Source organism: Brucella sp. NBRC 12953, assembly GCF_040369775.1.
Classification (GTDB): Bacteria; Pseudomonadota; Alphaproteobacteria; order Rhizobiales; family Rhizobiaceae; genus Brucella; species Brucella pseudogrignonensis.
The window spans coordinates 193,518-219,633 of the sequence record NZ_BAABSV010000006.1 but is presented as its reverse complement, the minus strand read 5'-3'; the positions used below and the strand labels follow the sequence as shown (position 1 = coordinate 219,633).

Genomic DNA, 26,116 nt, shown 5'->3' with positions numbered 1-26,116 from the left:
CGCTTTTAGTTAGGCAATCGGCTCGCTCGGAAAGAGCAGCTGCAAGGCTTCATAAGCCGAGAGCACGGTTTCCATCTGCGCCGTATGGCCTTTGACAAAGGCATCGCCATAGATGGTTTCGTCCGGATATTCGGTAATCAGCGTCAGCGGAACTGTGTGACGATCATCAACACCGACCATACATGGGAAGCCGTTGATAATGCGGAAACCAGTTTCGCCTGCATGTTGCTCGAATAGCTTGATCTGTGCATCGTTGTAATCAAGCAGACCATCTATGGCACCAAGATGCCTTGTCACATGATCCATCAGCTGTTCGGCTTCTTTTTCCCATGACGCATGATGGCGAATAATCAGGAAGAAGCCTTTAGGCAGCGTCCACATCGCAAAGGATCGTGGAACATATCCAGACAACGGACGTGTCCATTCATGCGACGGATAGCCATGCAGATTGACATGCAGCTTCGCATTAGTGCGCGCCTCCGCCTCTACACGGATTGTTTTCTCAAAAAGCCCCTCGCCGCTGCGATATTCAAGATCATCACCCAGAGCAGTATAGCGCGACGCATGATGCATATGATGTGGCTGCAAAACACAGAGACGCTTATGGATTTCATATCCGTCCGGGTTTTCCTGTGGCGAGATCGTAAAATGTCCACCATCGCGTGCGCTAAGGTGGCTTGCGGCACGCAGCGCTCCGACGATGCCAGTCGTTTCATTGGCATGTTGCCCGGCACTGATCATCATCGCCGTTTCATGGCCCGAAACATAGGTCGCGCGCACGGTGCGACCTGCACGAGTCTTCGCTTCAAAAGGTGAGCCGCCAAGCTTTGCAATTTCTCGGCGGATCTGGTCAGCCGAAAGGGGAGCCTGCGCATTTTCCAGAACTTGCTCGGCAGTCAGTGCATCTGACGTTGCCAGCGGACGTGTTTCTACTTTAACGGTTGGCTCGGCATCACGGAAGCGGACTTCGGGCACGATCTGCCCCGGCTGCAAGCCACGATCACCGACCGGACGACCAGACTTTTTCTGGAAAACTTCGAGCAGCGAGAAATAGATATCCTCGTGGAGAGCTTCCGTCAGGCTCAGCGCTTCCTCATCATAGGCAAGGCGTCGATCAGTAATCGGCATGTTGACCGAAATGTTCAACTCTTCAAAATAGGGCTCGCCCCTGCCCCAGTCATGGGTGGCAATGGTCGAAATAGTATCGTGAAACAACTGTTCATAAGCGGTCTCAAAGCGCGCGTTTTCAACGCTGCCTTCATGTTCGACAATCAGCCAGCCAGTTGGTGAGACAAGCGTTTCGCCGATAAAATCTTCATGCACGCGATTGGGTGCGAAAACACGATGATTTTCAGTGCGACCATCGGCAAATGTGAGGTCGACTTCATAAAAGAAATCATCCTTACCGGACGCACTGAAGCTGATCTTTGCTTCGGGAAGAAGTGCTGTCAGCGGATAGGTTTCCAGCAGAAAACGGTTCTCTACGCAACTGTCATGGCGCGGATAGCGAATTGTTGCAGCCTTGAGGGCTGTCCCGTCCACTTCTTCAAGAAAGAAATGCAGAAGCGGCTTATAGGCTGAACGCAGACGCGCATCGATGCCCGCCTCGCGCAGCTTTGTTTCAGCAGCAAAGCGGCTTGGCTGGTCATCGAACAGCCAGGCTTCTACGTTAGCGCCACGCATTTCCGGCTTTGAAAAGCGTTCGATCAACACATTGATTGAACGCGGATAGGTCTTTTCAAAAATTACGCTCATCGCGAAGTCCTGCCAGTTGGATCGAGGCTGTCACGCAGCCAGTCACCCAGAAGGTTGAGGCCAAGCACCGTGAAAAGAATGGCAAGGCCAGGGAACAGGCTCACCCACCACGCAGTCTGGAGATAGGTGCGGCCATCAGCCAGCATTCCGCCCCAGCTTGGAATGGTTGAATCAATGCCAAAGCCAAGGAAGGTAAGGCTGGATTCAAGCAGGATGTTGTTGGCCACATTCAGCGTCATCAGAACGATGACCGGTCCGAGCAGATTTGGCAGCAGGTGTTGGAAAATGATGCGCCAGTCCTTCACGCCAATAGCGCGCGCAGACAGGATGAACTCGCGCTCGCGCAGCGAAAGCACCGAGCCGCGCACCAGCCGGGCATATTGCACGCATTGCGAAACAATCAGCAGGATGATCGTGTTGACCAGTCCTCCGCCAAGGATAGCCATGAAGGTGATGGCAAGCAGGATAAACGGCATCGCAAGCTGAACGTCAACAAAGCGCATCAGCGCCATATCCCAGAAGCCGCGATAATAGCCTGCCACCAAGCCCATGATCGTGCCGATGATCACCGAACCAATGACGGAGATGAAACCCACAAAAAGTGAGATTTTGCCGCCGATAACGACACGCGCAAGCACGTCGCGGCCGAGGGGATCAGCACCAAAAATATGGGCCGGATTGACGAATGGCGGCATCAGACGTGCCATCAGGTCGATCTTGTTCGCGCCGGCTGGAAACAGATAGCTCGAGAAAATGACTGCCAGACAGATGGTTCCGGTGAGAAGAAAACCAACAATAAATTCCAGACTGGCAAAGCGGGAAAGCTGGAGTGTTGAGGTTTTGGTCGCCACTTTAGTCGCCATAGGCTCTACTCCGTACGAATTCGCGGATCGACAAGGCCGTAAGCGATGTCCACCAGAAGATTGACGCCGATAATCAGCATCGAAAGGATTGCGATTGTTGCCTGCAGGACCGGATAGTCGCGTCCGGCAACCGCATCGAATGCAAGCGTGCCCATACCCGGCCAGTTGAAGACGCGTTCAACCACAACGATACCGCCCAGGAGGCCACCGAACTGCAAGCCGATATAGGTAATCAGCGGAATAGCGCAGTTACGCAGCGCGTGCTTATAGAGCACCTTGTTTTCGCTCAGACCCTTGGCACGAGCCACCATGATATATTGCGACTGCAGCGTTTCGAGCATCGACGTGCGCACGAGACGGACGTTGGTTGCAGTCAGAATGATGCCCATGGTCAGCGCAGGCATCACGAAGCTTGCAATGCCGCTCATACCACTTGGCGGTAGCCATTGCAGATAAATGCCGAACAGCAGGACGAGCATCGTCGCGAGCCAGAAGTTCGGGAAAGACAGACCGACAAGTGAGCAGATGCGAATGAGCTGATCAGCCCATTTACCGCGCGAAACTGCCGCCTTGATGCCAAGTGGCACCGAAATTACAATGGAAACGAACAGCGAGGCGAAAGCCAGCATAAGTGTGGCTGGCAGCGCGCTTCCGACCAAAACGGAAACCTGCGTACCACCGAGGAAGCTGCGTCCAAGATCAAGTGTAAACAGACCTTTGAGGAACTGCCAATATTGAACCAGGAATGGCTGGTTCAAACCCAACCCCTCGCGGATGCGCTCGAGATCGGCTTCCGTGATACTGCCAGCGCCTTGCGTCAACATCAGCGCCGGATCGCCCGTCAGGCGGATCGCATATGCGACAAGCAACGTCATCGCGATCAACACGAACAACGCTTGCAAAATTCGTTTTATAAGAAATCCAGCCACCAGAGCGCCTCCGAAATGCAGCGGCAAGCCGATGAACGGCTTGCCGTATTAGTTGGTTTAATCGACGGTTACGTCGGTGAGACGCAGACGGCTATCTGGAACAGGCACGAAGTTCTTCACGCGCTTATTGACGCCGAAGATTGCCTTCAGGTTGTAGAGAGGCATTTCGAGCGCGCGGTCGGCAGCATAATGCGCGATTTCCCGAAGCATCTTTTCACGTTCGCCACGGTCGAGAACCGAACGCTGTGCTTCAAGCATCTTGTCGAGCTTTTCATCCTTGTCGTACGGGTTCCACTTTTCACCCGAATGGTACATCGAGTAAGCGGTGTTATCGTAATCGAAGGTCCAACCACCCCATGCCTGCTGGAACATGGCACCCGTTTTGCCTTGTGGGATGATGTCATTGAGCAGAACATTCGTGTCATAAGGCTTAATGGTTGCATTCACGCCAACCATCTGCAGGAAGCTTGCGACTGCCTGTGCAACTTCGTTGAAGCTCGCATCCTGACCGCGCACGTCAATCTGCACCGTTGCGCCGGGCTGAACGCCTGCTTCTTCAAGCAATTTCTTAGCCTGCTCAGGATCATAAGGCAGCGGCTTCATGTTTGGATCGAAACCGAACGACAGCGAACCCTGGAAGCTTGCGATCGCTTCAGCCTGTCCGGCAAGGATCGACTGGATGATCGCATCGCGATCCACAGCCATAATCAACGCCTTGCGAACACGTTCGTCCTTGGTGATGCCGTCACGCGTGTTGAAACGAAGGGCATAAACCGACGGCCCCGAGGCTGTAACGAGCTCAAGCTTTGGATCGCCTTCAATCGTCGGGATCATGCCGATTGGGATAGTTGGTGGAATGACCAGATCAACGCGACCAGCTTGAAGTTCGGCTACAGCTGTCGAAGGCTCAGTAATGAAGCGATATTCAAGTTCCGAAAGCTTCGGAGCACCGCCCCAATGGTCAGCAAAAGCTTCCAGCTTGATGTTGACCTTTGGCTCATAGGATACGAACTTGAATGGGCCAGTGCCAACTGGATGTGTGTTGAAATAATCATCACCCTTCTCGGTGATGTATTTCGGTGGAACGATCATCGCACCGTAACCGGCAAGCTTGGTGATCAACACCGGATCTGGCGTCTTGAGGTGAAAATCGACGGTCTTTTCGTCGATGACTTCGACCTTTTCGATTGCGATATAGTTGGAACGCTGCGGACCTTTCGCGCCTTCCTCACCAAGCAGACGATCAAAAGTGAACTTCACCGCTTCTGCGTTGAATGGCTCGCCATCGTGGAACTTCACACCTTCACGCAGATTGAAGCGGATACGTTTGCCTTCGTCGAGTTCTTCCCACGACGTTGCCAGACCTGGTACGATTTTCAGATCGGGGCCGCGATAGACGAGACCGTCAAAAATATTTGTTGCGACCGACGCCCAGTTGACGAGGAACGTATCAATCGGATCCCAGCTGCCCGGATCCTGCGGCGACGAAACGGTGAGTTTGCCTGCGGCGAAAGCCGGTGCCGATGCAATCACAGCTGCCGACAGGGCAGAAGCCAGCAGAGCGGCTTTCAGTGCTTTCTTTATCATTATTTTCCCCTTTGGGTTTAGTTGAAGCATTTCCAGCAAAAGTGTGAAGCGGTTTTGCGTTGGATAATGCGATGAAAAAAGCGGCAATATCTCAGGCGCTTTCGGCGACGAAATGGCCCGATGAAACCTCGCGGTGATTGTAGATCGTCGGCTTGTCGTCGATCCCGCGCGTCGTGCTTGGAATTTCTCCTTCAAGCGCTGCGCGTTCAGTCCGTGCCGAAGGATCGGCAACCGGCACAGCTGAAAGCAGGCGCTGCGTATAAGGATGCGTCGGCGTTTCAAAAACCTGACGACGTGAGCCAAGCTCCATAATCTGTCCAAGATAGAGCACAGCGACGCGATGGCTCATTTTTTCAACCACGGCCATGTCATGGCTGATGAAGAGATAAGCCAGCCCATGTTCTTTCTGCAGATCCATAAACAGGTTGATAACCTGCGCCTGAATGGAAACATCGAGCGCCGAAAGCGCTTCATCAGCGATGATAAGCTTCGGCTTTGAAGCAAGCGCACGCGCAATACAGATACGCTGACGCTGACCGCCGGAAAACTCATGCGGGTAACGCGAAGCATATTCCGGACCAAGGCCAACGCGTTCCAGTAGTTCCCCCACGCGCGCATTGATCTCCTTGTTGTTATCAAGAAGGCCGTGGGTGCGGATCGGCTCTGCAATCGAGAAACCAACAGTTTTGCGCGGATCAAGCGAGGCAAACGGATCCTGAAAGATATATTGAACCTCACGACGCATCTTATAGCGCTCAGAGGAACTCATCTGCGAATAGGCTTTGCCATTAAAGCGGATATCACCGGAAAGCGGCGACTGGAGTTGCTGGATGGTGCGGCCGATGGTCGACTTGCCTGAACCGGATTCACCGACAAGCGCCAGCGTCTCACCCGGATAGATGTCGAAAGCAACCTTCGAGACCGCGTTGCAAACATGGGTGACTTTGCCCAACATGTTCTTCTTGATCGGAAAGCGCACGTAAAGATCATCGACAGCAAGAAGCGGCTTGTCGCTATAGCGTGCCGTGTCCTGAATACGCTCTTCACCCGACAGAACAGGTACGCCATCGCGCATCACCATGACAGGCATACGCTTCGGGAACGCTTCGCCCGTCATACTGCCGAGTTTCGGAACTGCCGACAAAAGTGTCTGTGTATATGGATGCTGTGGCGCGTCGAAGATGCGGCCAACCGGACCTTCTTCGACCTTTTTGCCCTTCCACATGACGACAACGTCGTCTGCCATTTCGGCCACCACGCCCATATCGTGCGTGATGAAAATGACAGCCATTTCAAGCTCTTTCTGCAAATCTTTGATGATATGCAGAATCTGCGCCTGAATGGTGACATCGAGTGCAGTGGTCGGTTCATCAGCGATAAGCAGCTTCGGACGGCAAGCGAGCGCCATCGCGATCATCACACGCTGACGCATACCGCCGGAAAGCTGGTGTGGATAGCGCTTGAGAAGCCCTTCAGCATCTGGCAGGCGTACCATTTCCAGCAGCCGCTTGCCTTCAGCCAGAGCAGCACTCTTCGACATGCCTTCATGCAGCATCAACACTTCAGATATCTGATTGCCGATGGTGAAGACCGGGTTGAGCGATGTCATCGGCTCCTGAAAGATCATTGCAATGTCTTTGCCGCGAATGCCGCGCATTGCTTTCTGATCGGCTTTCAGCAGATCGCGTTCACCGTCAGGACCATTGAAAAGAATGCGCCCATTGGGGAATTTCGCGCCGCTCATATCGGCAAGGCGCATGATCGAAAGCGACGTGATCGACTTGCCCGACCCCGATTCACCGACGACGGCCAGCGTTCGGCCAGGTGCAACCGAAAAACTTAAATCATCGACGACCCGACTGGCGCCGAATTCAACACTGAGGCCCTCGACCGTCAGCAGAGGTTTTGAAACAGATAAGTTCAACTCGGTTCCGTTCAAACTTGTAACTCTCTTATAACGTTATGGCAGACCGGGTGGCCTGATTGAATGCACCGGACATGAAGCGCAATAAGGCCGCTACTTCAGATAGGGTTTCTTCAGACGGCCGTGCGTTCGCAGTGGAATCAACCAGAAGGCGTTCGCGAATCTGCGCATAGCGAGCACAGGCTTCAGCGCCCTTCTCCGTTATTTTTACCGTCTTTTCCTTGGATGCCTTACCAGTAGTAAGCAGCCCCGCTTTCTCAAGCTTGCGGATCGCATAGGTTGCGATGTGTGTGTCTTCGATATCGAGCACGAGACAGATATCGGCCAGCTTCTTCTCACGTCCACGATGGCGGATCGAATGCAGGATCAAAACTTCAATTGGAGAAAGCCCCGGCAAACCAGCTGCTGCCATGCAGCGAACCATCCAGCGCGAGAATGCGTGCGAAGCCAGAATGAGGCCGTATTCGACCTCTGACATGCCAGGCGAACCGCCTTCCGCAAGGTGTGCAGACGAAACAATGGGCCCTAGAGAAGCAACAGAGCGCAGATGCTTTGGAAGAGAAACTTCATCGAAGCTCTGTTCTCGCATCTCTATGGGCGTTTCCGCCATTAACTCCGAGTCTCTCTTATTCCCCATTATTGCTGCTCCCTTATTTTTGTGAATTTTATGTCACCATCTTATCGACATTTTGTCAATAAAGTGGAAGTATGAAATTCTGAAAAGATTTCAAAATACACTGTCTTCATGCATGAGGGAGCCAATAATGAGCGGAACGGGAAGCGGCGTGTGGGATTTCTGGATTGATCGTGGCGGCACATTTACCGACGTCATTGGACGCGATCCGGAAGGCATTCTGCATGCACGCAAGGTTCTCTCCGAAAACCCTTCAGCCTATCGCGATGCAGCCGTTCACGGCATCCGTTTGCATCTCGGCCTCAAGACTGGTGAGCCGGTTCCGGCTGGGTTGATCGGCGAAGTGCGCATGGGTACGACCGTTGCTACCAATGCGCTTCTCGAGCGCAAGGGCGAGCGGCTGGCACTTGTCACCACCAAGGGCTTCCGCGACGCTCTGCGCATCGGATATCAGGAACGCAAAAACATCTTTGCAACGGAGATCATTAAGCCGGAAGCGCTTTATGACAGCGTAACCGAACTCAATGAGCGTATCCACGCCGATGGAACTGTCGAGCAAGCACTTGATAGCGCTGAAGCAGAAGCAGCGCTCCTTTCGTTGAAAGATCAGGGCTATAAGTCTATCGCGATTGCCCTCATGCATGCCTATAAGTTCCCAGCGCATGAAGCTGAAATTGCACGCATTGCCCGTGAGATTGGCTTCGAGCAAGTTTCCGTCAGCCATGAAGTCTCACCGCTGATCAAGCTGGTGGGCCGTGGCGACACAACAGTCGTCGATGCCTACCTTTCACCGGTCCTTCGTCGCTATGTTGCACAGGTTTCCAACGAACTCGACGTTGAGCGCACCGGCGCACGCGTCATGTTTATGATGTCTTCAGGTGGTCTTACGGCAGCTGACTTGTTCCAGGGTAAAGACGCAATTCTTTCCGGCCCAGCCGGTGGTGTTGTTGGTCTTGCACGCACTGGCGAGACGGCGGGATTTGGACAAGTCATCGGTTTCGATATGGGCGGCACATCGACGGATGTTGCCCATTTTGATGGTGAATACGAACGCGCCTTCGAAACGGAAGTTGCAGGCGTTCGTGTTCGCGCGCCGATGATGCTAATCCACACTGTTGCTGCTGGTGGCGGCTCGATCCTGCATTATGATGCCGGGCGCTTCCGCGTCGGCCCGGATTCAGCAGGAGCCAATCCCGGCCCAGCCTGTTACCGAAATGGTGGTCCGCTTGCTGTTACTGACGCTAATGTCATGCTCGGCAAACTCATCCCGGATTATTTTCCGGCTATCTTTGGCCCTGAACAAAACCAGCCGCTTGATGTGGAACGCGTTCGCACACTTTTCACAGCTCTTGCTGATGAAATTGGCGACGGCCGCTCACCAGAATCGGTTGCTGATGGTTTCATTCGCATTGCTGTTGCGAATATGGTCGAAGCGATCAAGAAGATCTCCGTACAGCGTGGCTATGACGTCACTCGTTATGCGCTAAGCTGCTTTGGCGGTGCTGGTGGCCAGCACGCCTGCCTCGTCGCAGATGCACTTGGAATGAAGAACATTCTTCTTCATCCAATGTCCGGGCTGCTCTCCGCTTATGGCATGGGCCTGGCCGATATTCGCGCCACCCGACAGAAAGCGCTCGGCGTGTCACTCGATGCATCCGCTCCGGCAGCACTGAAAGCGCTTGGTGAAGAACTTGCGCTGGAATGTGTTGCAGAACTTGCGACGCAGGGCATCGAACAAGCCGCAATTCAGCGTCATCTTCGCGCGCATATCCGCTACGCAGGCACTGACACAGTACTTTCCATCGAAGCAACCTTCCCTGCCGCGGACGATGCCGATCGTCTGCGCACCGAATTCGAAACCGCGCACAAGCGTCGCTTCGGTTTCATCGCAGAAAACAAGGCGCTGGTAATCGATGCCGTTGAAGTCGAAGCAGTCGGCGGCGGTGCGGGCGAAACCGAGACCAGCCTGCCGCTTGAAAGCGACCTTGAGGCCGAAACAGCCAAGCGCGCACGTTTCTTCTCCCAAGGTGATTTCCACGATGCTGGTGTCGTTATTCGCGAGCACATTCAGCGTGGCCAGACCGTGACCGGTCCTGCAATCATCATCGAAAAGAACCAGACGATTGTTATCGAAGATGGCTGGCAGGCACGCCTGACCAAGCACGATCATATCGTTCTTACCCGTATCAAGGCTTTGCCATTACGCACGGCGATCGGCACTGAAGCCGATCCGGTCATGCTTGAGATTTTCAACAATCTCTTTATGTCGATTGCAGAGCAGATGGGTGTGACGCTCCAGAACACCGCCTACTCTGTCAATATCAAGGAACGTCTCGATTTCTCTTGTGCCGTATTCGACGCCGAGGGTAATCTGGTTGCCAATGCGCCGCATATGCCTGTGCATCTGGGATCGATGGATGCTTCTGTTGCAACGGCAATCCGTGAGAACAAGGATATCAAGCCGGGTGACGTATTCCTGATCAACGCGCCTTACAATGGTGGCACTCACCTGCCCGACCTGACAGTCTGCACTCCGGTTTTCGATGACGATAATCGCGAGATCCGCTTCTGGGTTGCAAGCCGCGGCCACCACGCCGATATCGGCGGTATTGCCCCTGGTTCGATGTCTCCGCTCGCGGTTAATATCGAGCAGGAAGGCGTCTATATCGACAACTTCAAGCTCGTTGATCGCGGCACCTTCCGTGAAGATGCCCTTTCAGCTCTCCTGACCGGAGCAACCTATCCGGTGCGTAATCTCACGCAGAACGTCAATGATCTTAAAGCTCAGATCGCCGCCAATGAAAAAGGTGTCGCTGAGCTGAAGAAGATCATTGGTCTCTTCGGTGAAGACGTAGTGAAAGCCTATATGGGACACGTTCAGGACAATGCAGCTGAAAGCGTGCGCCGCGTGCTCGACAAGTTGCCTGATGGGCATTTCACCTACGAGATGGATCAGGGCTGCCAGATAGAAGTTCGCGTCACTATCGACCGTGATAAGCGTGAGGCGACAGTTGACTTCACCGGCACATCGGAACAGCGTCCAGACAACTTCAACGCGCCAGAACCAGTAACACGCGCTGCCGTGCTTTACGTGTTCCGCGTGCTCGTTGAAGGCGACATTCCGATGAACGCGGGCTGCCTGCGTCCGATCAAGATCATTGTTCCACAGGGATCAATGCTTTCGCCACGCTTCCCGGCAGCTGTTGTTGCGGGCAATGTGGAGGTTAGTCAGGCCGTCACCAACTGTCTGTTTGGCGCGACCAAAGCCATGGCTGCAGCACAAGGCACCATGAACAACCTGACATTCGGCAATGACGAATATCAGTACTACGAAACCATCTGCTCCGGCGCACCAGCCGGACCGGGCTTCAATGGTGCCGATGCGGTCCATACGCATATGACCAATTCCCGCCTTACCGATCCGGAAATTCTGGAAACACGTTTCCCCGTGCTTCTTGAAGATTTCCATGTACGTGAAGGATCAGGCGGCAAAGGCAAATGGCACGCAGGCGACGGCACGAAGCGCACGATCCGTGCGTTGAAGACGCTCGACTTCGCGATCCTTTCAGGCCATCGCCGTGTGGCTCCTTTCGGGCTGGAAGGTGGTGAAGCCGGTCAGACCGGACGCAACGAAGTTCGCCGCAAGGATGGTACGATTGAAGTGCTGGGTAACTGCGATCAGACCGTACTTGAAGCAGGCGAAGCCTTCACCGTCATAACGCCAACAGGCGGCGGATTCGGCAAAGCTTAATAGCAAAACATACGAGTTAAAAACGCCGCCGCGAGGCGGCGTTTTTATTGATGTTTAGAACCAGAAATTGCCAAACCGCTGTATACGGATTCAGATTGCTATAATTGATAATAAAATAGAAATAATTTCTCCAAGTCGGGCAAAGACTGCGATTTTAGACGCTACGTTAGAATTAAATTCCTGTATTTTACGTCTCATCGAATATTTTTACAGGTGACCTTACAAATGAAGTTCGCAAAAATCCTCGCAACGGTCGGTGTTCTCAACGTAGCTCTCTTCTCGACCGCAATGGCGGGCGAAAACCTCGATGCCATCAAGTCAGCAGGCGTTCTGAAGATTGGCACGGAAGGCACCTATGCACCGTTCACCTTCCACGATAAGGACAACAAGCTTGTCGGTTTTGACGTGGAAATCGGCGAAGCGGTTGCCCAGAAGCTTGGCGTGAAGCCTGAATTCGTTGAAGGCAAGTGGGACGGCCTGATCGCCGGTCTCGACGCCAAGCGTTATGACGCCGTTATCAATCAGGTCGGCATTACCGAAGAACGCCAGAAAAAGTTCAACTTCTCGAACCCTTACATCGTTTCCAAGGTCGTTCTTATCGTCAATGACAAGAATGATACGATCAAGGATTTCGCTGACCTGAAGGACAAGAAGTCCGCACAGTCGCTGACCAGCAATTACGGTCGTATTGCCAAGGAAGCCGGTGCTGAATTGGTCGCCACCGATGGCTTTGATCAGTCGATCCAGCTGGTTTTGACGGGTCGTGCAGACGCCACGCTCAACGACAGCCTTTCCTTCCTCGATTTCAAGAAGCATCAGCCAAATGCACCTGTAAAGGTCGTTGCTGAAAAGGAAAATGCAGACGCTTCGGGGATCATCGTGCGCAAGGGCGATGACGATCTCGTCGCCGCAATCAACAAGGCGCTCGACGAAATCAAGGCCGACGGCACTTACGACAAGATTTCTCAGAAGTACTTCGGTCAGGACGTCTCCAAGTAAGTTTCGGATAAGTGCAATTTAGGAAGCCGGAACATGTTTCCGGCTTCCTTTCGTTGTGGCTATATAGAAGTGTAGCAAACGTCTATTTCAGGAATCTTCCATCTAAGGACCGAACAAGTGCCCGATTGGTTTCAACTCATGGCGGATTCCCTGCCCACCCTACTTTGGGCTGGACTGCTGTTCACAATTCCTCTGACAATTCTATCCTTCATCTTCGGACTTTCGCTTGGATTGCTGACCGCACTTGTGCGTTTGTTCGCACCAGTCTGGGTTTCGGCCATTGCTCGCTTTTATGTCTGGATTTTCCGCGGCACACCTCTACTGGTACAGCTGTTCGTGATTTTCTACGGCCTGCCAAGTGCAGGCATTTATCTTGACGCCTTCACTGCTGCAGTCATTGGCTTCTCGTTGAATGTGGGCGCTTATAGCTCCGAAGTCATCCGCGCGGTCATCTCCTCCGTGCCAAAAGGCCAGTGGGAGGCAGCCTATTCCATCGGGATGAGCTGGCGTCAGGCGCTCACACGCACGATCTTGCCACAAGCCACCCGCACAGCCGTCCCGCCGCTTTCCAACACTTTCATTTCGTTGGTGAAAGATACTTCACTTGCAGCAGCCATTACCGTGCCCGAACTATTCCAGTCGGCGCAGCGCATTGTTGCGACGACATATGAACCGCTCATTCTCTACATTGAAGCAGCACTGATTTATCTGGTGCTCAGCACGATCCTGTCCAATCTTCAGGCTAGGCTTGAAAAGCGCTTCGGTCGCTATGGCGGAACTCTGGAGACAAACGCATGATCGAGCTACAGCACATCGTCAAAAGCTTCGACAATGTTGTTATCCTCAATGATATCAATGTGAAGATCGCCGAAGGCACCGTCACAGCACTTGTCGGCCCATCGGGCGGCGGCAAAAGCACGCTGCTGCGCTGCATCAATCTGCTTGAGATTCCAACCTCGGGAACGCTGGTTTTGGGCGGCCAGAGCATTACGCTCGACCCTGATCGCAAGCCAAGCTGGCAATCAGTTCAGTCGATCCGCCGCCAAACAGGCATGGTGTTTCAGAACTTCCAGCTTTTCCCGCATCAGACGGCCATTCAGAACGTGATGGAAGGTCTGGTTACTGTTCTGAAATGGCCTAAGGCAAAGGCCCAGGAACGTGCGATGGAACTTCTGACAAAGGTCGGCATGGCTCATAAAGCCGATGCGTGGCCCTCGACACTATCGGGCGGACAACAGCAGCGTATTGCTATTGCCCGCGCGCTCGCACCCTCGCCGCGTGTCCTTCTCTGTGATGAGCCGACCTCGGCACTTGATCCGGAACTTGCGTCCGAAGTGGTCGATGTTTTGAGCAAGCTTGCGAAGGAAGGCACGACCATGGTCATCGCGACCCACGATCTACGCTTAGCCTCCAAGATCGCGCAGAATGTCGTATTCCTGGAATCAGGCAACATCGTCGAGACAGGAAGCGCTCATGACGTTTTCGCAAATCCCACACGCGATCGCACAAGACAGTTTGTTGCGACGATCAACGCAGCGCATACCTACGACATATAGAAACATCTGGTCGTTTCTGTTTGCAATAAAGGGCTTTTGCATATTGCAAGAGCCCTAATTGTTATCTCCTTACTAATATCGCTCGTGTTTTATCAATTTTCCAACGGCTGTTCCGGGCCTGCCCCTTGGTAAATGCCCAAAGCGCTGTTACATTAGGGGCAACGTAAAAATTGAAGCGCCTTGATTGCGTCCTTTTAGGCTCGCGCGGCGCCATAAGGATAAAAACCTTGAAGAACCCCGAGGAGCGCCCCGCAGGAATGGCGCAACAAGGGGCGTCCGGCGGACTAGCGGGCAATTCAAAGACCCGGAATCCGTCCGAAAACGGCAAGCGCAAACTGCGCAAGAATGCTGTTTCAGAAGTCGGCAAGGCCACGCAAGCCTCCGATTCAGGGCGCTCAGACACTGAAAGCAAGGGCTCTCAAAGCCAGAGGAAGCGCGCGCGTAGACGCAATCGCGGGAAATTGTCTCGTGGTGCAGAAGGCCCTGCGCAAAAAACTGTTTCTGCTGAACCCTCCGCGAACGAAAAGCCTTCAGACGGCAAGCCTGCCGGGAAGCTATCGAATCGTCGTCGCCGTGCTCGCAAGAAAAAGCAGGCCCGCCAGCAAACCGGTACACCTCTTCACACCGATAACACGGCAAAAACACAGAACGCACCTGCACGCTCTGATAATAACCAGCCACATCAGGCCAAGCGTAATCATACCGGATCGCAACAGCCGCGTACGAGTGCGCAGGAAGCTCCGCTTTATGCGGCGCTCGATCTCGGGACCAATAATTGTCGCCTGTTGATTGCGTCACCAACGCGTCCGGGACAGTTTCGCGTTGTGGATGCTTTCTCTCGTATCGTTCGTCTTGGTGAAGGCCTCAGCTCGACCGGGCGTCTGAGCGAACACGCTATGCAGCGTGCCATTGATGCGCTCAAGATTTGTCACGATAAGCTTGCCGCACGCAAGATCAGACGTGCTCGTCTGATCGCCACTGAAGCCTGCCGTGCAGCAGAAAATGGCGAAGAGTTTCTGGCGCGCGTCCGCGAAGAAACGGGGCTAGAGCTTGAAATTGTCGATCGTCAGACAGAAGCACGACTTGCGGTTTCCGGTTGCGGCACGCTGGTAACGCGTGAGACCGATGCTGTTGTCCTCTTTGACATTGGTGGTGGTTCGTCTGAGATCGCGCTCATCGACGTTTCTCAGCGTCGTTCTCCACGTCTTGCAGAGCACATTACTGCATGGACCTCCCTGCCCGTCGGCGTCGTCACGCTGGCGGAACGTTTCGGCGGTCGAAATGTTACGCCGGAATGCTTTGGCGCCATGGTTGACCATGTCACTGATTTGCTTTCAGGTTTTGCCGAGCGTCATTGTCTTGGCAAGCTTACGGTCGGATCGCGCTTTCACCTTCTTGGAACATCCGGCACGGTGACGACCCTCGCCGGCATCCATCTTGGACTTGAGCGCTATGATCGCCGCCGCGTCGATGGTATGTGGATGGGCTCGGATGACGTGACACAGATGACGCAACGTCTGCTGTCGTGGGATTTTGATGCGCGGGTTGCTAATCCTTGTATTGGCGCGGATCGTGCTGATCTTGTTTTGGCAGGCTGTGCCATTCTTGACGCCATACGCAATGTATGGCCGAGTGAAAAACTACTGGTTGCCGATCGCGGTTTGCGCGAAGGCATATTAACGGAACTCATGTCGCGTGACGGTGCCTGGCGCCATAACCGCGCCCATACTGCCAAGACTGGCGGTAAAACCGACGTAAGAAACAGGCATTGAAGATGAGCAAAGCAGGCGGAAACAAAGGCGGCACGAAAACCGGGGGACGCGGCGGCGCGGGCACAAGCAATCTTCGCGTTCGTGTGAAGAAGAAAGCCGGAACAATCAAGGAGTCCTCGCGTCGTTGGCTGGAACGCCATCTGAACGATCCTTACGTTCACAAATCAAAGCAGGATGGCTATCGCTCGCGCGCGGCCTATAAGCTGATCGAAATCAACGACCGCTATAATCTGCTGAAGAAGGGCCAACGTATTATCGATCTTGGCGCAGCTCCGGGCGGCTGGTCGCAGATCGCGGCCAAGATCGTCGGCTCAACAGACGAGAACCCGCAGGTTGTCGGCATCGACTATTTGCATGTTGATCCGCTAGCAGGTGTCATTCTGCTTGAGATGGACTTTCTCGATGAATCGGCACCTGAAAAGCTCATGGAAGCACTTGGCGATAAGCCAGATCTCGTGATCTCTGACATGGCTGCACCGACGACAGGTCATCGCCGCACAGATCATTTGCGCACCGTGCATCTTTGTGAAGTCGCGGCTGATTTTGCTGTTTCGGTGCTCAAGCCCGGCGGCCACTTCCTGACCAAGACATTCCAGGGCGGCACAGAAAACGATCTGCTTGCTATGCTGAAACAGAAGTTTCGCTCAGTGCATCACATCAAGCCACCCGCATCGCGCGCAGAATCTGTCGAGCTTTATCTGCTCGCTCGCGATTTTAAAGGCTAGTTATCGGGCTATATCAGAATGAGAAAAGGCGGCATCAAAGCCGCCTTTTTTATTTGCCGTTTGCTGAATCTGCTGCTTCGAGTGCTGTCCGTTCTTTGCTCTTTGATTTGGTGATTTTCGGACCTGAAAGTTCATGCCCGGCATCTGGTGCAAGCTTTGCAAACCAGAAGAACGCCGTCGCAGACACCGCTGCAACAACGAAGAAGCCAACATGAAAATCTGCGAGTTGCAGCGGAGCTGCGCGAAGGCCAGTACTGATTTCCAGAATTCCACCTGCCATGGCGACACCGAGCGCAATCGAAACTTGCTGCGCAACCGCCGTGATCGGCGTTGCCTGACTGGTTTTGTCATCGGGGATTTCAGCAAAAGCCAGAGCATTGACGCCCGTAAAGAACATCGAGCGGAAGAAGCCACCGATCAGCAGGAAGCCAACAATGACGCCATAAGGCGTTTCAGGGAAGAACAAGCCATTAGCTGCAATAAATCCGGCAGAAATCAGCGAACCATACATAAGCGTGCGCCGAAAACCGAAAAGATTGAATACTCGCTTCGCACCAAACTTCATGCTGATGGCACCGATCGCCGAGACAAATGTCATCATACCTGATTGGAACGGCGTCATGCCGAAGCCAAGCTGGAACATGAGCGGCAGCAAAAACGGGATTGCTCCAATCCCAAGCCGAAACACGCTACCGCCAAAAACAGCAGAGCGGAAAACCTGATTGTCAAAGAGTTTCAGGTTCAGCAGCGGATCAATCGTTCGCCGTGCGTGGAATATATAAAGCGCCGAGCAAATAAGACCGACTGTGACGGTGACGAGCCCGATGACGGGCGGAAGTGCGGGAAGACTGACAACTGACAGTCCAAACACCACACCCGACATGGCAATGCCCGACAAAAAGAAACCCGGCCAATCAAGCGGCTTGAGGATCCTCTCGTCATTATCCGGCAGAAAGCGCGTTGCAAACCAGATGCCGATTAAACCAATCGGAACATTGATGAGGAATATCCAGTGCCACGAGAAAAAGGTCGTGATGAAGCCGCCCACTGGTGGCCCGACCAAAGGGCCAACCATTGCGGGAATCGTCAGCCAGGCCATGGCTGACACAAGTTCACTTCTGGGCGTTGAACGAATAAGCACAAGTCGTCCGACTGGCGTCATCATCGCGCCGCCCATGCCCTGCAGAAAACGCGAGACAACAAAGGCTGCTAGTGAATTCGATGCAGCACAGGCGACCGAACCGACAACGAAAACCGCAATCGCTGCACGGAAAACATTCTTCGCCCCGAATCGGTCTGCCATCCAGCCGCTGACAGGAATAAAAACCGCAAGCGCCACGAGATAGGCGGTTAGCGCCAGCTTTAATGCGATAGGGCTGGTGCCGATATCAGCGGCGATAGCAGGAAGCGATGTTGAAATAACATTCGAGTCCATCTGCTCCATGAAAAGAGCAATTGCCAGCACGAGAGGAACGATCCGGTTCACATTGAAAATCCGAATAAAAGCAGCGAATTAAACACGACTTTGCCAGTCGATTATATCTTTCGCTTTATGTAGCGTCCGTCTGAATTTTTCCAGTTAATTCGCCGTCACATTACGGTGACTGTCTTGAGATTTGAGATGTGCCGACCCATCTCATGACATCTCACGCAGCGTTACATTCGTTCACATTTATGTAAAATGGGTTGCGCTACCCGTAACAGGCTGTTACATTTCGTTACAGTTCTCGAGCTTTAGAATCCGATGTGGAGGCGTCGTGGTTCAAGGAGGTAGAAAATGAATGACATTACTAGAACAGCGCTCGTTTATGGAATGATGATCATTTCACTGAACACCGCACTGGCAATTGGTCTTCTTGGGCTGGACTTCCTGCGCTAAGCGCGGCATCCGCAACAAAGAATTTTGCCCTCCAGGCAAGCATGAAAAAGGGTGTTCCCGAATTTGGGAGCACCCTTTTCATTTGAGCCTCGATGATAGAAGTCCGATCTTTTACCAACACTAATTGCTTGGCTGATAAGCAAAACTCAGTCCCTCGCCTAACCCGCACTTGAACGCTTTACCCTTGCCGATTTCTTCATGCGTTTTGGCTGAGAAGGTCTTCATCGAAACAGTAGCCGTTTTATCGGGAAGAACTCGATAACGAATAAATTCGAAAATCGGCTTCCCGTCCATGGCGACGGTTTGATGTGTGTTGGAATAAACAATAGCCTTTTGAGGTTCAGGCAAGCTCATGAATGCATCGATCACAAAACCACCGGCGATGTTCTTGGATTTAAGCGTCTCGCCCGAAATCTGCTCGCATTTTTCCAATCGCAAGACAGACGTTGTTCTTTTTCCTGCGAATAGGTTGTGTTTCAATTCATCGAACGGGTTTATGCCTTCAGCATGGCCGACGCCACTTCCTCCAACGATCAGTGCCATGACTAGCAAGCTCGACTTCCAGCGCATATTTTGACCTCTGGTTCAAAAACATGCGCTGGAAAGTAAACCTATAATAATTCGAGGCTATTCCAATAGATTGCTAACTATCTTCTCAACTTACAGAATACGGGCCTGCGTTTTCGGATCGAAGAATACGGCCTTGTCGAGATTGAAAGCCAGGCGTGAACGCTGGCCTGCCGCAATGCGTGCATCTGCACGAAGGCGCGCCACAACTTGCTTTCCACCAATCCGCGTCACCGCGAAAGTGTCGGAACCAGCCGGTTCAACCACATCAATAAGGCAATCGCCTTCCACGACCGAGCTTGCATTGCGATCAGCACCATCAGGATCTGTCAGCGCTTCCGGGCGGATGCCGAAGATCACTTCCTGTCCTACAAAGTCGCCAAGGCTCTCGGGGGCAACCTTCAGCGGCAACGTCAGAGCCTCTCCTTCGCCCTGCGTGAGCGTAATCGCAAAGTCAGAGCCATTCTTTTCAACATTCGCTTTAAGCAGGTTCATCGCAGGAGAGCCCATGAAGTCTGCAACGAACATATTGGCCGGATCGTTGTAGATTTCAGCAGGCGTACCGAATTGCTGCAAAATCCCGTCTTTGAGGACTGCAATCTTGGTTGCAAGCGTCATGGCCTCAATCTGGTCGTGCGTCACATAAACGATTGTCGTCTTCATGCGGTGATGCAGACGCTTGATCTCGGTACGCATATCCACGCGCAGCTTGGCGTCCAGATTCGACAACGGTTCGTCGAACAGGAAGACCTGCGGATTACGAACAAGCGCGCGCCCCATCGCAACGCGCTGACGCTGACCGCCGGAAAGCTGGCTTGGCTTACGGTCGAGGAGATGACCGATCTGCAGAATATCAGCAACTTCCTGAATAGCCTTGTCACGCTCAGGCTTCGGCACTTTACGAATTTCCATGCCGAAGGCGATATTGCCGCCCACTGTCATGTTTGGATAAAGCGCATAGGACTGAAAAACCATCGCGATATCGCGCTGCGAAGGATGCAGGCCCGATACCGAGCGGCCATTGATCGAAATATCGCCCGACGTAATTGGCTCAAGACCGGCAATCGTGTTGAGCAACGTAGACTTGCCGCAACCTGAAGGGCCGACGAGAACCAGAAAGCCGCCTTCTTCAATTTCGATATTGATGTCCTTCAAGACCGAAACATTGCCGTAGGATTTGTAGAGATCGGTTATTTTCAGAAATGACATATGAGACTTATCCCTTAACGGCACCGGACATCAGGCCGCGCACGAAGTAGCGCCCGGAAACGATGTAAACAATCAGCGTCGGCAGAGCGGCCAGAATAGCAGCTGCGAAATGGACGTTATATTCCTTGACGCCTGTGGAGGAGGAAACGAGGTTGTTCAATGCCACCGTCATCGGCGTTGAGTTTGCACCAGAGAAGGAAGCACCGAACAGAAAGTCGTTCCAGATATTGGTGAACTGCCAGATGACCGACACAACGATGATCGGGCCTGACGACGGCAGGAGAATGCGCCAGAAAATCTGGAAGAAGCTCGCACCATCGATCTGCGCTGCGCGCACCAGTTCAGTCGGGAACGCCTCGTAATAATTGCGAAAGTAAAGCGTCGTAAAGCCGATACCATAGACCACATGAACGAGGATCAGGCCCCAGATCGTACCGGCAATGCCGAGCATACCGAGCACACGCGCCATCGGGATCAGAACAATCTGAAACGGGATGAAGCATGAAAGCAACAGCAAACCGAAGAAGATGTTGGAGCCACGGAACCGCCATTTCGTCAGCACGTAACCGTTCAATGCGCCGACAATTGTCGAAATCGCAACCGCTGGCACGACCATCAGGATCGAGTTGATGAAGAATGGCTTGAGGCCCGTTGGCTGCACACCAATCTGTGCGGTTGACCAGGCCGAAAGCCATGGCTCAATCGTCCATTGCTGTGGCAGACCTAACATACCGCCCTGACGGATTTCATCCAGAGGCTTGAACGAGTTTACCAGCATCACATAGAGCGGCAACAGGTAGTAGATCGCAAACAGCAGCAGCGCGGAATAGATCAGGGCGCGCGTGAGTTTGCCGCTGTTGATCGCATTTTCCTGGGTCTGAGCACTCATGAGCGCGACCCTCCACGAATTTCAGAATAGAGATACGGAATGATGATGGAGAAGATCATCACCAGCATGATGATTGCCGACGAGGCACCAATACCCATCTGATTTCGCGTAAATGTGTAGGAATACATGAAGGTCGCAGGCAACTCGGTCGCCTGTCCCGGCCCCCCGCCGGTGAGCGCAATCACAAGATCATAAGCCTTGATTGCAAGATGGGCGAGCACCACGAAAGCCGACAAGAATACCGGACGCATCAATGGGATGATAATGCGGCGGTAGATCGTGCTGGTCGAAGCACCGTCAATTTGAGCAGCCTTGATGATTTCATTATCGACGCCGCGCAGACCTGCCAGGAACATCGCCATGACAAAGCCCGACGACTGCCAGACAGCCGCAATCACAAGGCAATAGATCGCCATCGTGTTGCTTTTGATCCAGTTGAAGGTGAAGCCTTCCCAGCCCCACAGCCGCATTGTGTGCTCAAGACCGATGCCCGGATCGAGGAACCATTTCCATGCCGTGCCCGTCACGATGAATGAAAGCGCCATCGGATAGAGATAAATCGGGCGCAGGAAGCCTTCGCCACGGATTTTCTGATCGAGCAGAATAGCCAGAAACAGGCCTATAACTGAACAAATGATGATGTAGAGCGACGCGAAGATCGCGAGATTGGTGACAGCACGCCACCAATGCGGCAAGGCCCATAATTTTTCGTAATTCGACAGACCGACAAAGCCATAGGAAGGCAGCATTCGGCTGTTGGTGACGGAAAGAACGCCTGTGTAAATGATGAATCCATAGACAAAGACGAGGACGATGAGAAAGCTCGGCGCCAATACCAGCTTGGGCACCAGTTCCTGTAGTCGTCTGTTACGCTGCATATTTGCGCCACCCATTTCTGCGCTGCGCACCCGGTGCCGTTCAATCGCGGCGCGCTTGATGCGGGCTATTGTTTCAACGGCATTATTGTCTGCCGTTCACTGCAATGAATTTGTTCAGGCGAAAAATCCGCCGATCGTTCAATGAATTGTCATGCTTGAAAGGAGAGCGCCCGGAAGTGCCGGGCGCTCACTTTTGCTTACTTCGCGCCTTCGACAGCGGAGACCAGTTCCTTGACAGCGTCTTCAGAAGACAGCTGGCCGTTGAACTGGCGGGTCACAACGTCATAGATCGCGTTCTTGACGGAAGCCGGGTTTGCATAGCCGTGAGCCATCGAGCCGAGCATTGTGCCCTTCCCTGCAGCTTCCTTCACGTCAGCAATGGCCTTCTTGCCGCAAGCGTCGAAATCGGTATCAGGCACGTCAGTACGTGCAGGAGCCGAACCCTTGACCACATTAAAGGCCGACTGGAATGCCGGGCTTTCAATGGCCGAAGCCATTTCGAGCTGTGCTGGCACCTTGTCTTCAGCAACCTTGAACATTGCGAACATGTCGGAGTTGAAGGTTACAGAACCCTGCGTTTCAGGGTAACGCATGCATACAAAGTCTTCGCCTGGCTTCTTGCCAGCCTTGACGAACTCGCCCTTCGCCCAGTCACCCATGAACTGAACACCAGCCTTACCTTCGATCACCATGGCCGAAGCAAGGTTCCAGTCACGACCGGAGAAGTTGTCATCCACATAGGAACGCAGCTTGGTCATGCGGTCGAACGCCTGCTTCATCGTATCGCTGCCCAGAGCTTCTGGATCGAGATCAACGAAAGCCTTTTTGTAGAAGTCAGGACCAAAAGAAAGCACAACAGCGTCGAAAATCGTCGCGTCCTGCCATGGCTGACCGCCGTGAGCAATCGGGGTGATGCCCTGTTCCTTGAACTTGTCGAGAAGAGCTACGAGTTCATCCCAGTTGGTTGGCTCTTTGCCGCCAGCCTTGTCGAGAGCAGCCTTGTTGATCCACATCCAGTTGGTGGAGTGAACGTTGACGGGTGCTGCAATCCAGTGGCCATCATACTTGGCGAATTCCTGCAAAGGTGCCGGAATAACCTTGTCCCAGCCTTCCTTGCCAGCAATCTCGTCAAGATTGCCAAGCGCGCCCTGCTCTGCCCAATCGCGAATATCGAAGCCGAGCATCTGCACAGCGGTTGGCGCATTGCCTGCAGTTACGCGTGCGCGCAGAACGGTCATGGCTTCCGTACCGCCACCACCTGCAACTGGCATATCCGTCCAGCTGATACCCTTGCCTTCGAGATCTTTCTTCAGAACATCAAGAGCCGCAGCTTCACCACCGGCTGTCCACCAATGCAGGACTTCAACGTTCTGCTTGTCCTGAGCGCTGGCTGTAACAGGCGCCATTGCTGCAAGCATTGCACAGGCAGCTGTGCCCATTGCGGCCATTCTGAAAAATTTATGCATATGTCTACCTCCCGTAGAACTCTACAAAACAAAATTTCGTCGGACGTTATGCGAGCCTCAGACCCGCACATCCAGAAGAGCATTCAATCTGCTTTGAGACCTCCATCCCACTATGTTTCTCGCAGCTCCTCCTGCGATTGACAACGTTGTCTTTTTTGAATGAAAGCCTTCGCCCAAGACAAGATGTGCCCTTAACATAGGCTTAGATACCGGATGTGTGTCAATATGGTTTGAACAGCGAAGAGCGAAATAACGCGTTCATTGAAACCTGAAGCTGAAATTTTCATCTAAATAATGAAGCAATAATAGTGACTTAGTTCGATTAAAATATTTCTGGCGACAAGCTTTCACCACCTTATGAGAATGAGCCAAAAATTGCCGCCAAGCGACACCGGTATCAGTATAAATTTCCCGTGAGCGCACTGGACATTGCGCTCTGAAATGCATAATTTCCGGCTGCTCGCACAATGGTGTGCGGGTTTGTTCTCGGGGCGGGGTGAAACTCCCCACCGGCGGTATGAAGAGCGATCTTCGAGCCCGCGAGCGCCTGCAGCAGACGCCTTTTGGGGGTGTAGTTTCAGGGTCAGCAGATCCGGTGAGATGCCGGAGCCGACGGTTAGAGTCCGGATGGAAGAGAGCGAAAGAGCGTTAAACCCGGCTATCGCGCGGGCTTGCGTTCCTTTGTGCGCCCTGATTCTAGTTTCGTGAGGAACCTATGAACCAGAGCTATCCGAACAAGACATCTTTCAAAATCGCCTTCATTCAGGCTCGCTGGCACGCCGACATCGTCGACGAAGCGCGCAAGAGCTTCATTGCTGAACTGGAAGCCAAGACCGGCACCAATGTCGAAGTTGAAGTCTTCGATGTTCCCGGCGCTTATGAAATTCCACTTCATGCCAAAACGCTCGCCAAGACCGGTCGCTATGCGGCAATCGTTGGTGCTGCATTCGTTATTGATGGCGGAATTTATCGTCATGATTTTGTGGCTACTGCCGTCATCAACGGCATGATGCAGGTGCAGCTGGAGACCGAAGTTCCGGTTCTCAGCGTTTCGCTCACGCCGCATCATTACCACGACAGCAAGGAACATCACGAGTTCTTCTTCAACCATTTCAAGAAGAAGGGCGTGGAAGCTGCACATGCAGCGCTACAGATCGTCAGCGAACGCGCACGTATCGCAGCTCTGGTGTAAGCCAAAGTCTAAACGACATAGCCGACCTTGCATTTTCAAGGTCGGCTACTCGCTTATAATACGCTCTGGATGCGAATAGACATCGAAGTCGTCGCCCCGAACAAGCGCAACAAGCGTTAAATTGGCTTCATCTGCGGTGCGGATTGCCAATGCGGTCGGTGCCGAGATTGCGGCCAATAATGGCACGCCAAGAATGACGGCTTTTTGCACCATTTCGACAGATACGCGGCTGGTAATCGCCACCAAACCCTGCTCCGCACGCCGGTTAGCGCGCGCCATTGCGCCAATGAGCTTATCCAAAGCATTGTGTCGTCCGACATCCTCGCGAACGGCAAAAAGCCCCTCACCCGGAATATAGAAACCCGCACCATGCACCGCGCGCGTTTCTGCATTCAAAGTCTGCGAACCACCTAAAGCGCCCATGGCGGCAATGATCGATCCGGATTTGAACCGTAAACTGTCGACCGACAATACCGATAATGGCCGCAGAGCCTGATCAATGGAATCGATCCCGCACAAGCCGCAGCCAACAGGGCCGGCCATAAACCTGCGCCGCGCGGCAAGCGCATCACCCGGCTGTACAGCCAGTCGCATCTGAACATCGATACCTTTTTCAAAGACCTCAATGCTCAAATCTTCGATTTCGGAAATATTGGATATGATACCTTCCGTCAGGCTGAAGCCGACCGCAAAATCTTCCAGATTGGCAGGCGTTGCCATCATGACGGCATGGGTTGTGCCATTGTAGCTCATGGCAACCGGCACCTCTTCCGGAACCTCGCGGGAGCTTTCATGAAAGCCTGCCTCGCGACGCGCAAGACGCGGTAGATTCTGGCTGATCTTCGGTATCCTCATATCATTCCGTCAATGGTCGTTAAGGCTTCCGACCTGTCTTATCATTTACCGTCAGCTACTCAATGTCTTTGAAGCGACAGACAAGCTAATCTTACCGGAGCAAATGAGTTCAAATATTGGATAATTTTCTTATTCAGAGGGCCGATCTGCTCTCTTTCATTTCAAGCGTAATTTTATCGATCCTCGTTTCATTCCGATAGCACTTATACTCCAAGCGGCGGCATCATGCCCTTGCGGCAAGCATTGCGAACAAGCTATACCTGCAGGCCTCAAAACGTCTGAACAAGACGTGAGCTCCCGCTTCCGACAGCTAATCTTTTAGGTGCAAAACGATGGATATTCGCCAGATCGACGACAATTACTCAGTCACCGGACAAATTTCGCCGGATGACGTGCGCGATATTGCGGCTGAAGGCTTTCAGACGATCATCTGCAATCGTCCAGATGGCGAAGAAGGACCGGACCAGCCAACTTTTGCGGAAGTCGCGAAAGTAGCGGAAAAGGCTGGCATCAAGACCTATTACATCCCGGTCATTGGTGGACAACTGACGCAGGAGAATGTCGATGAAATGGCCTCGGCACTTGCCGAAGCCGAAGGCCCAATTCTGGGCTATTGCCGTTCAGGCACGCGCTCTACGAATATTTACGGTATCGTGCAGAACCAAAAGCGCGGATAAAGAAAGAGC

Annotated in this window: 21 protein-coding genes and 1 riboswitch; of the genes, 8 read left to right on the top strand and 13 right to left on the bottom strand. The window is 53.2% G+C overall.

Annotated elements, in window-relative coordinates; all coding sequences use genetic code 11:
* Positions 1–9: 9 nt before the first annotated feature.
* From ABWV94_RS15995 to ABWV94_RS15970, 6 genes are all read right to left on the bottom strand, one after another.
* On the bottom strand, positions 10–1,755 hold the full coding sequence (locus tag ABWV94_RS15995; RefSeq protein WP_353414331.1) for a peptidase M14: 1,746 nt from the start codon (positions 1,753–1,755) through the stop codon (positions 10–12).
* Positions 1,752–2,606 carry an ABC transporter permease gene (locus ABWV94_RS15990; RefSeq protein WP_039860841.1) on the bottom strand — a complete coding sequence of 285 codons (855 nt, stop codon included), beginning with the start codon at positions 2,604–2,606 and terminating at the stop codon, positions 1,752–1,754. Before ABWV94_RS15990 ends, ABWV94_RS15995 begins: the two co-directional genes overlap by 4 nt.
* Positions 2,607–2,623: 17 nt before the next feature.
* On the bottom strand, positions 2,624–3,547 hold the full coding sequence (locus ABWV94_RS15985) for an ABC transporter permease (RefSeq protein WP_007879420.1): 924 nt from the start codon (positions 3,545–3,547) through the stop codon (positions 2,624–2,626).
* A 57-nt stretch (positions 3,548–3,604) separates the two neighbouring features.
* Complete coding sequence (locus ABWV94_RS15980) at positions 3,605–5,134, bottom strand: ABC transporter substrate-binding protein (protein ID WP_353414329.1); 1,530 nt, start codon at positions 5,132–5,134, stop codon at positions 3,605–3,607.
* 91 nt (positions 5,135–5,225) lie between these two features.
* A complete protein-coding gene (locus ABWV94_RS15975) occupies positions 5,226–7,073 on the bottom strand; it encodes an ABC transporter ATP-binding protein (RefSeq protein WP_353414327.1) in 1,848 nt (615 codons plus the stop codon).
* Between the two features lie 13 nt (positions 7,074–7,086).
* Positions 7,087–7,695, bottom strand: coding sequence for a winged helix DNA-binding protein (locus tag ABWV94_RS15970; RefSeq protein ID WP_039860837.1), 609 nt, complete (start codon positions 7,693–7,695; stop codon positions 7,087–7,089).
* 112 nt (positions 7,696–7,807) lie between these two features.
* On the opposite strand from ABWV94_RS15970, the gene ABWV94_RS15965 reads away from it, so the two are divergent.
* The 6 genes from ABWV94_RS15965 to ABWV94_RS15940 all read left to right on the top strand — a co-directional run bounded on the left by ABWV94_RS15965 (position 7,808) and on the right by ABWV94_RS15940 (position 16,495).
* The gene (locus tag ABWV94_RS15965) at positions 7,808–11,443 is read left to right on the top strand and encodes a hydantoinase B/oxoprolinase family protein (protein WP_353414324.1); all 3,636 of its coding nucleotides are present in this window, start codon (positions 7,808–7,810) and stop codon (positions 11,441–11,443) included.
* A 225-nt stretch (positions 11,444–11,668) separates the two neighbouring features.
* Positions 11,669–12,442 (top strand): amino acid ABC transporter substrate-binding protein, encoded by a 774-nt coding sequence (locus ABWV94_RS15960; protein ID WP_064321800.1) that lies wholly within the window; start codon positions 11,669–11,671, stop codon positions 12,440–12,442.
* Positions 12,443–12,559: 117 nt separating this feature from the next.
* Positions 12,560–13,240, top strand: a complete 681-nt coding sequence (locus tag ABWV94_RS15955; protein WP_007879428.1) for an amino acid ABC transporter permease — start codon at positions 12,560–12,562, stop codon at positions 13,238–13,240.
* A complete protein-coding gene (locus ABWV94_RS15950; protein ID WP_007879429.1) occupies positions 13,237–13,998 on the top strand; it encodes an amino acid ABC transporter ATP-binding protein in 762 nt (253 codons plus the stop codon). Before ABWV94_RS15955 ends, ABWV94_RS15950 begins: the two co-directional genes overlap by 4 nt.
* A 227-nt stretch (positions 13,999–14,225) precedes the next feature.
* Positions 14,226–15,770: a Ppx/GppA phosphatase family protein gene (locus ABWV94_RS15945; protein WP_353414321.1), complete on the top strand. Its 1,545-nt coding sequence runs from the start codon at positions 14,226–14,228 to the stop codon at positions 15,768–15,770.
* A gap of 2 nt (positions 15,771–15,772) precedes the next feature.
* The gene (locus ABWV94_RS15940; protein ID WP_007879442.1) at positions 15,773–16,495 is read left to right on the top strand and encodes an RlmE family RNA methyltransferase; all 723 of its coding nucleotides are present in this window, start codon (positions 15,773–15,775) and stop codon (positions 16,493–16,495) included.
* Positions 16,496–16,544: 49 nt separating this feature from the next.
* Here the strand turns inward: ABWV94_RS15940 and ABWV94_RS15935 are convergent, their stop codons facing one another.
* The 6 genes from ABWV94_RS15935 to ABWV94_RS15910 all read right to left on the bottom strand — a co-directional run bounded on the left by ABWV94_RS15935 (position 16,545) and on the right by ABWV94_RS15910 (position 23,383).
* Entirely contained in the window at positions 16,545–17,981 is a 1,437-nt protein-coding gene (locus tag ABWV94_RS15935; RefSeq protein ID WP_353414319.1) for an MFS transporter, read from the bottom strand.
* Positions 17,982–18,494: 513 nt separating this feature from the next.
* On the bottom strand, positions 18,495–18,917 hold the full coding sequence (locus ABWV94_RS15930; protein ID WP_353414317.1) for a VirK family protein: 423 nt from the start codon (positions 18,915–18,917) through the stop codon (positions 18,495–18,497).
* A gap of 117 nt (positions 18,918–19,034) precedes the next feature.
* On the bottom strand, positions 19,035–20,150 hold the full coding sequence (locus ABWV94_RS15925; RefSeq protein WP_353414315.1) for an ABC transporter ATP-binding protein: 1,116 nt from the start codon (positions 20,148–20,150) through the stop codon (positions 19,035–19,037).
* Between the two features lie 7 nt (positions 20,151–20,157).
* Positions 20,158–21,039, bottom strand: coding sequence for a carbohydrate ABC transporter permease (locus ABWV94_RS15920; RefSeq protein WP_064321805.1), 882 nt, complete (start codon positions 21,037–21,039; stop codon positions 20,158–20,160).
* A complete protein-coding gene (locus ABWV94_RS15915; RefSeq protein WP_007879460.1) occupies positions 21,036–21,917 on the bottom strand; it encodes a carbohydrate ABC transporter permease in 882 nt (293 codons plus the stop codon). Before ABWV94_RS15915 ends, ABWV94_RS15920 begins: the two co-directional genes overlap by 4 nt.
* Positions 21,918–22,114: 197 nt before the next feature.
* Positions 22,115–23,383 carry an ABC transporter substrate-binding protein gene (locus ABWV94_RS15910; RefSeq protein WP_007879461.1) on the bottom strand — a complete coding sequence of 423 codons (1,269 nt, stop codon included), beginning with the start codon at positions 23,381–23,383 and terminating at the stop codon, positions 22,115–22,117.
* 478 nt (positions 23,384–23,861) lie between these two features.
* Positions 23,862–24,026, top strand: a riboswitch (FMN riboswitch).
* 72 nt (positions 24,027–24,098) lie between these two features.
* Here ABWV94_RS15910 and ABWV94_RS15905 point away from each other — a divergent pair.
* Positions 24,099–24,575, top strand: a complete 477-nt coding sequence (locus ABWV94_RS15905) for a 6,7-dimethyl-8-ribityllumazine synthase (RefSeq protein ID WP_112806744.1) — start codon at positions 24,099–24,101, stop codon at positions 24,573–24,575.
* Between the two features lie 45 nt (positions 24,576–24,620).
* Here the strand turns inward: ABWV94_RS15905 and fdhD are convergent, their stop codons facing one another.
* On the bottom strand, positions 24,621–25,430 hold the full coding sequence (gene fdhD, locus ABWV94_RS15900; protein ID WP_353414313.1) for a formate dehydrogenase accessory sulfurtransferase FdhD: 810 nt from the start codon (positions 25,428–25,430) through the stop codon (positions 24,621–24,623).
* Between the two features lie 332 nt (positions 25,431–25,762).
* Between fdhD and ABWV94_RS15895 the strand changes: the two genes are divergently transcribed.
* Positions 25,763–26,107, top strand: coding sequence for a protein tyrosine phosphatase family protein (locus ABWV94_RS15895; protein WP_007879466.1), 345 nt, complete (start codon positions 25,763–25,765; stop codon positions 26,105–26,107).
* Positions 26,108–26,116: the final 9 nt, after the last annotated feature.

Bases quoted from the DNA above. Each gene is read 5' to 3' on its own strand.
- ABWV94_RS15910 (WP_007879461.1), bottom strand. From the start codon at position 23,383: ATGCATAAATTTTTCAGAATGGCCGCAATGGGCACAGCTGCCTGTGCA.
- ABWV94_RS15940 (WP_007879442.1), top strand. From the start codon at position 15,773: ATGAGCAAAGCAGGCGGAAACAAAGGCGGCACGAAAACCGGGGGACGC.
- ABWV94_RS15895 (WP_007879466.1), top strand. From the start codon at position 25,763: ATGGATATTCGCCAGATCGACGACAATTACTCAGTCACCGGACAAATT.
- ABWV94_RS15925 (WP_353414315.1), bottom strand. From the start codon at position 20,150: ATGTCATTTCTGAAAATAACCGATCTCTACAAATCCTACGGCAATGTT.
- ABWV94_RS15965 (WP_353414324.1), top strand. From the start codon at position 7,808: ATGAGGGAGCCAATAATGAGCGGAACGGGAAGCGGCGTGTGGGATTTC.
- ABWV94_RS15950 (WP_007879429.1), top strand. From the start codon at position 13,237: ATGATCGAGCTACAGCACATCGTCAAAAGCTTCGACAATGTTGTTATC.
- fdhD (WP_353414313.1), bottom strand. From the start codon at position 25,430: ATGAGGATACCGAAGATCAGCCAGAATCTACCGCGTCTTGCGCGTCGC.
- ABWV94_RS15960 (WP_064321800.1), top strand. From the start codon at position 11,669: ATGAAGTTCGCAAAAATCCTCGCAACGGTCGGTGTTCTCAACGTAGCT.
- ABWV94_RS15930 (WP_353414317.1), bottom strand. From the start codon at position 18,917: ATGGCACTGATCGTTGGAGGAAGTGGCGTCGGCCATGCTGAAGGCATA.
- ABWV94_RS15915 (WP_007879460.1), bottom strand. From the start codon at position 21,917: ATGCAGCGTAACAGACGACTACAGGAACTGGTGCCCAAGCTGGTATTG.
- ABWV94_RS15980 (WP_353414329.1), bottom strand. From the start codon at position 5,134: ATGATAAAGAAAGCACTGAAAGCCGCTCTGCTGGCTTCTGCCCTGTCG.
- ABWV94_RS15995 (WP_353414331.1), bottom strand. From the start codon at position 1,755: ATGAGCGTAATTTTTGAAAAGACCTATCCGCGTTCAATCAATGTGTTG.
- ABWV94_RS15905 (WP_112806744.1), top strand. From the start codon at position 24,099: ATGAACCAGAGCTATCCGAACAAGACATCTTTCAAAATCGCCTTCATT.
- ABWV94_RS15970 (WP_039860837.1), bottom strand. From the start codon at position 7,695: ATGGGGAATAAGAGAGACTCGGAGTTAATGGCGGAAACGCCCATAGAG.
- ABWV94_RS15920 (WP_064321805.1), bottom strand. From the start codon at position 21,039: ATGAGTGCTCAGACCCAGGAAAATGCGATCAACAGCGGCAAACTCACG.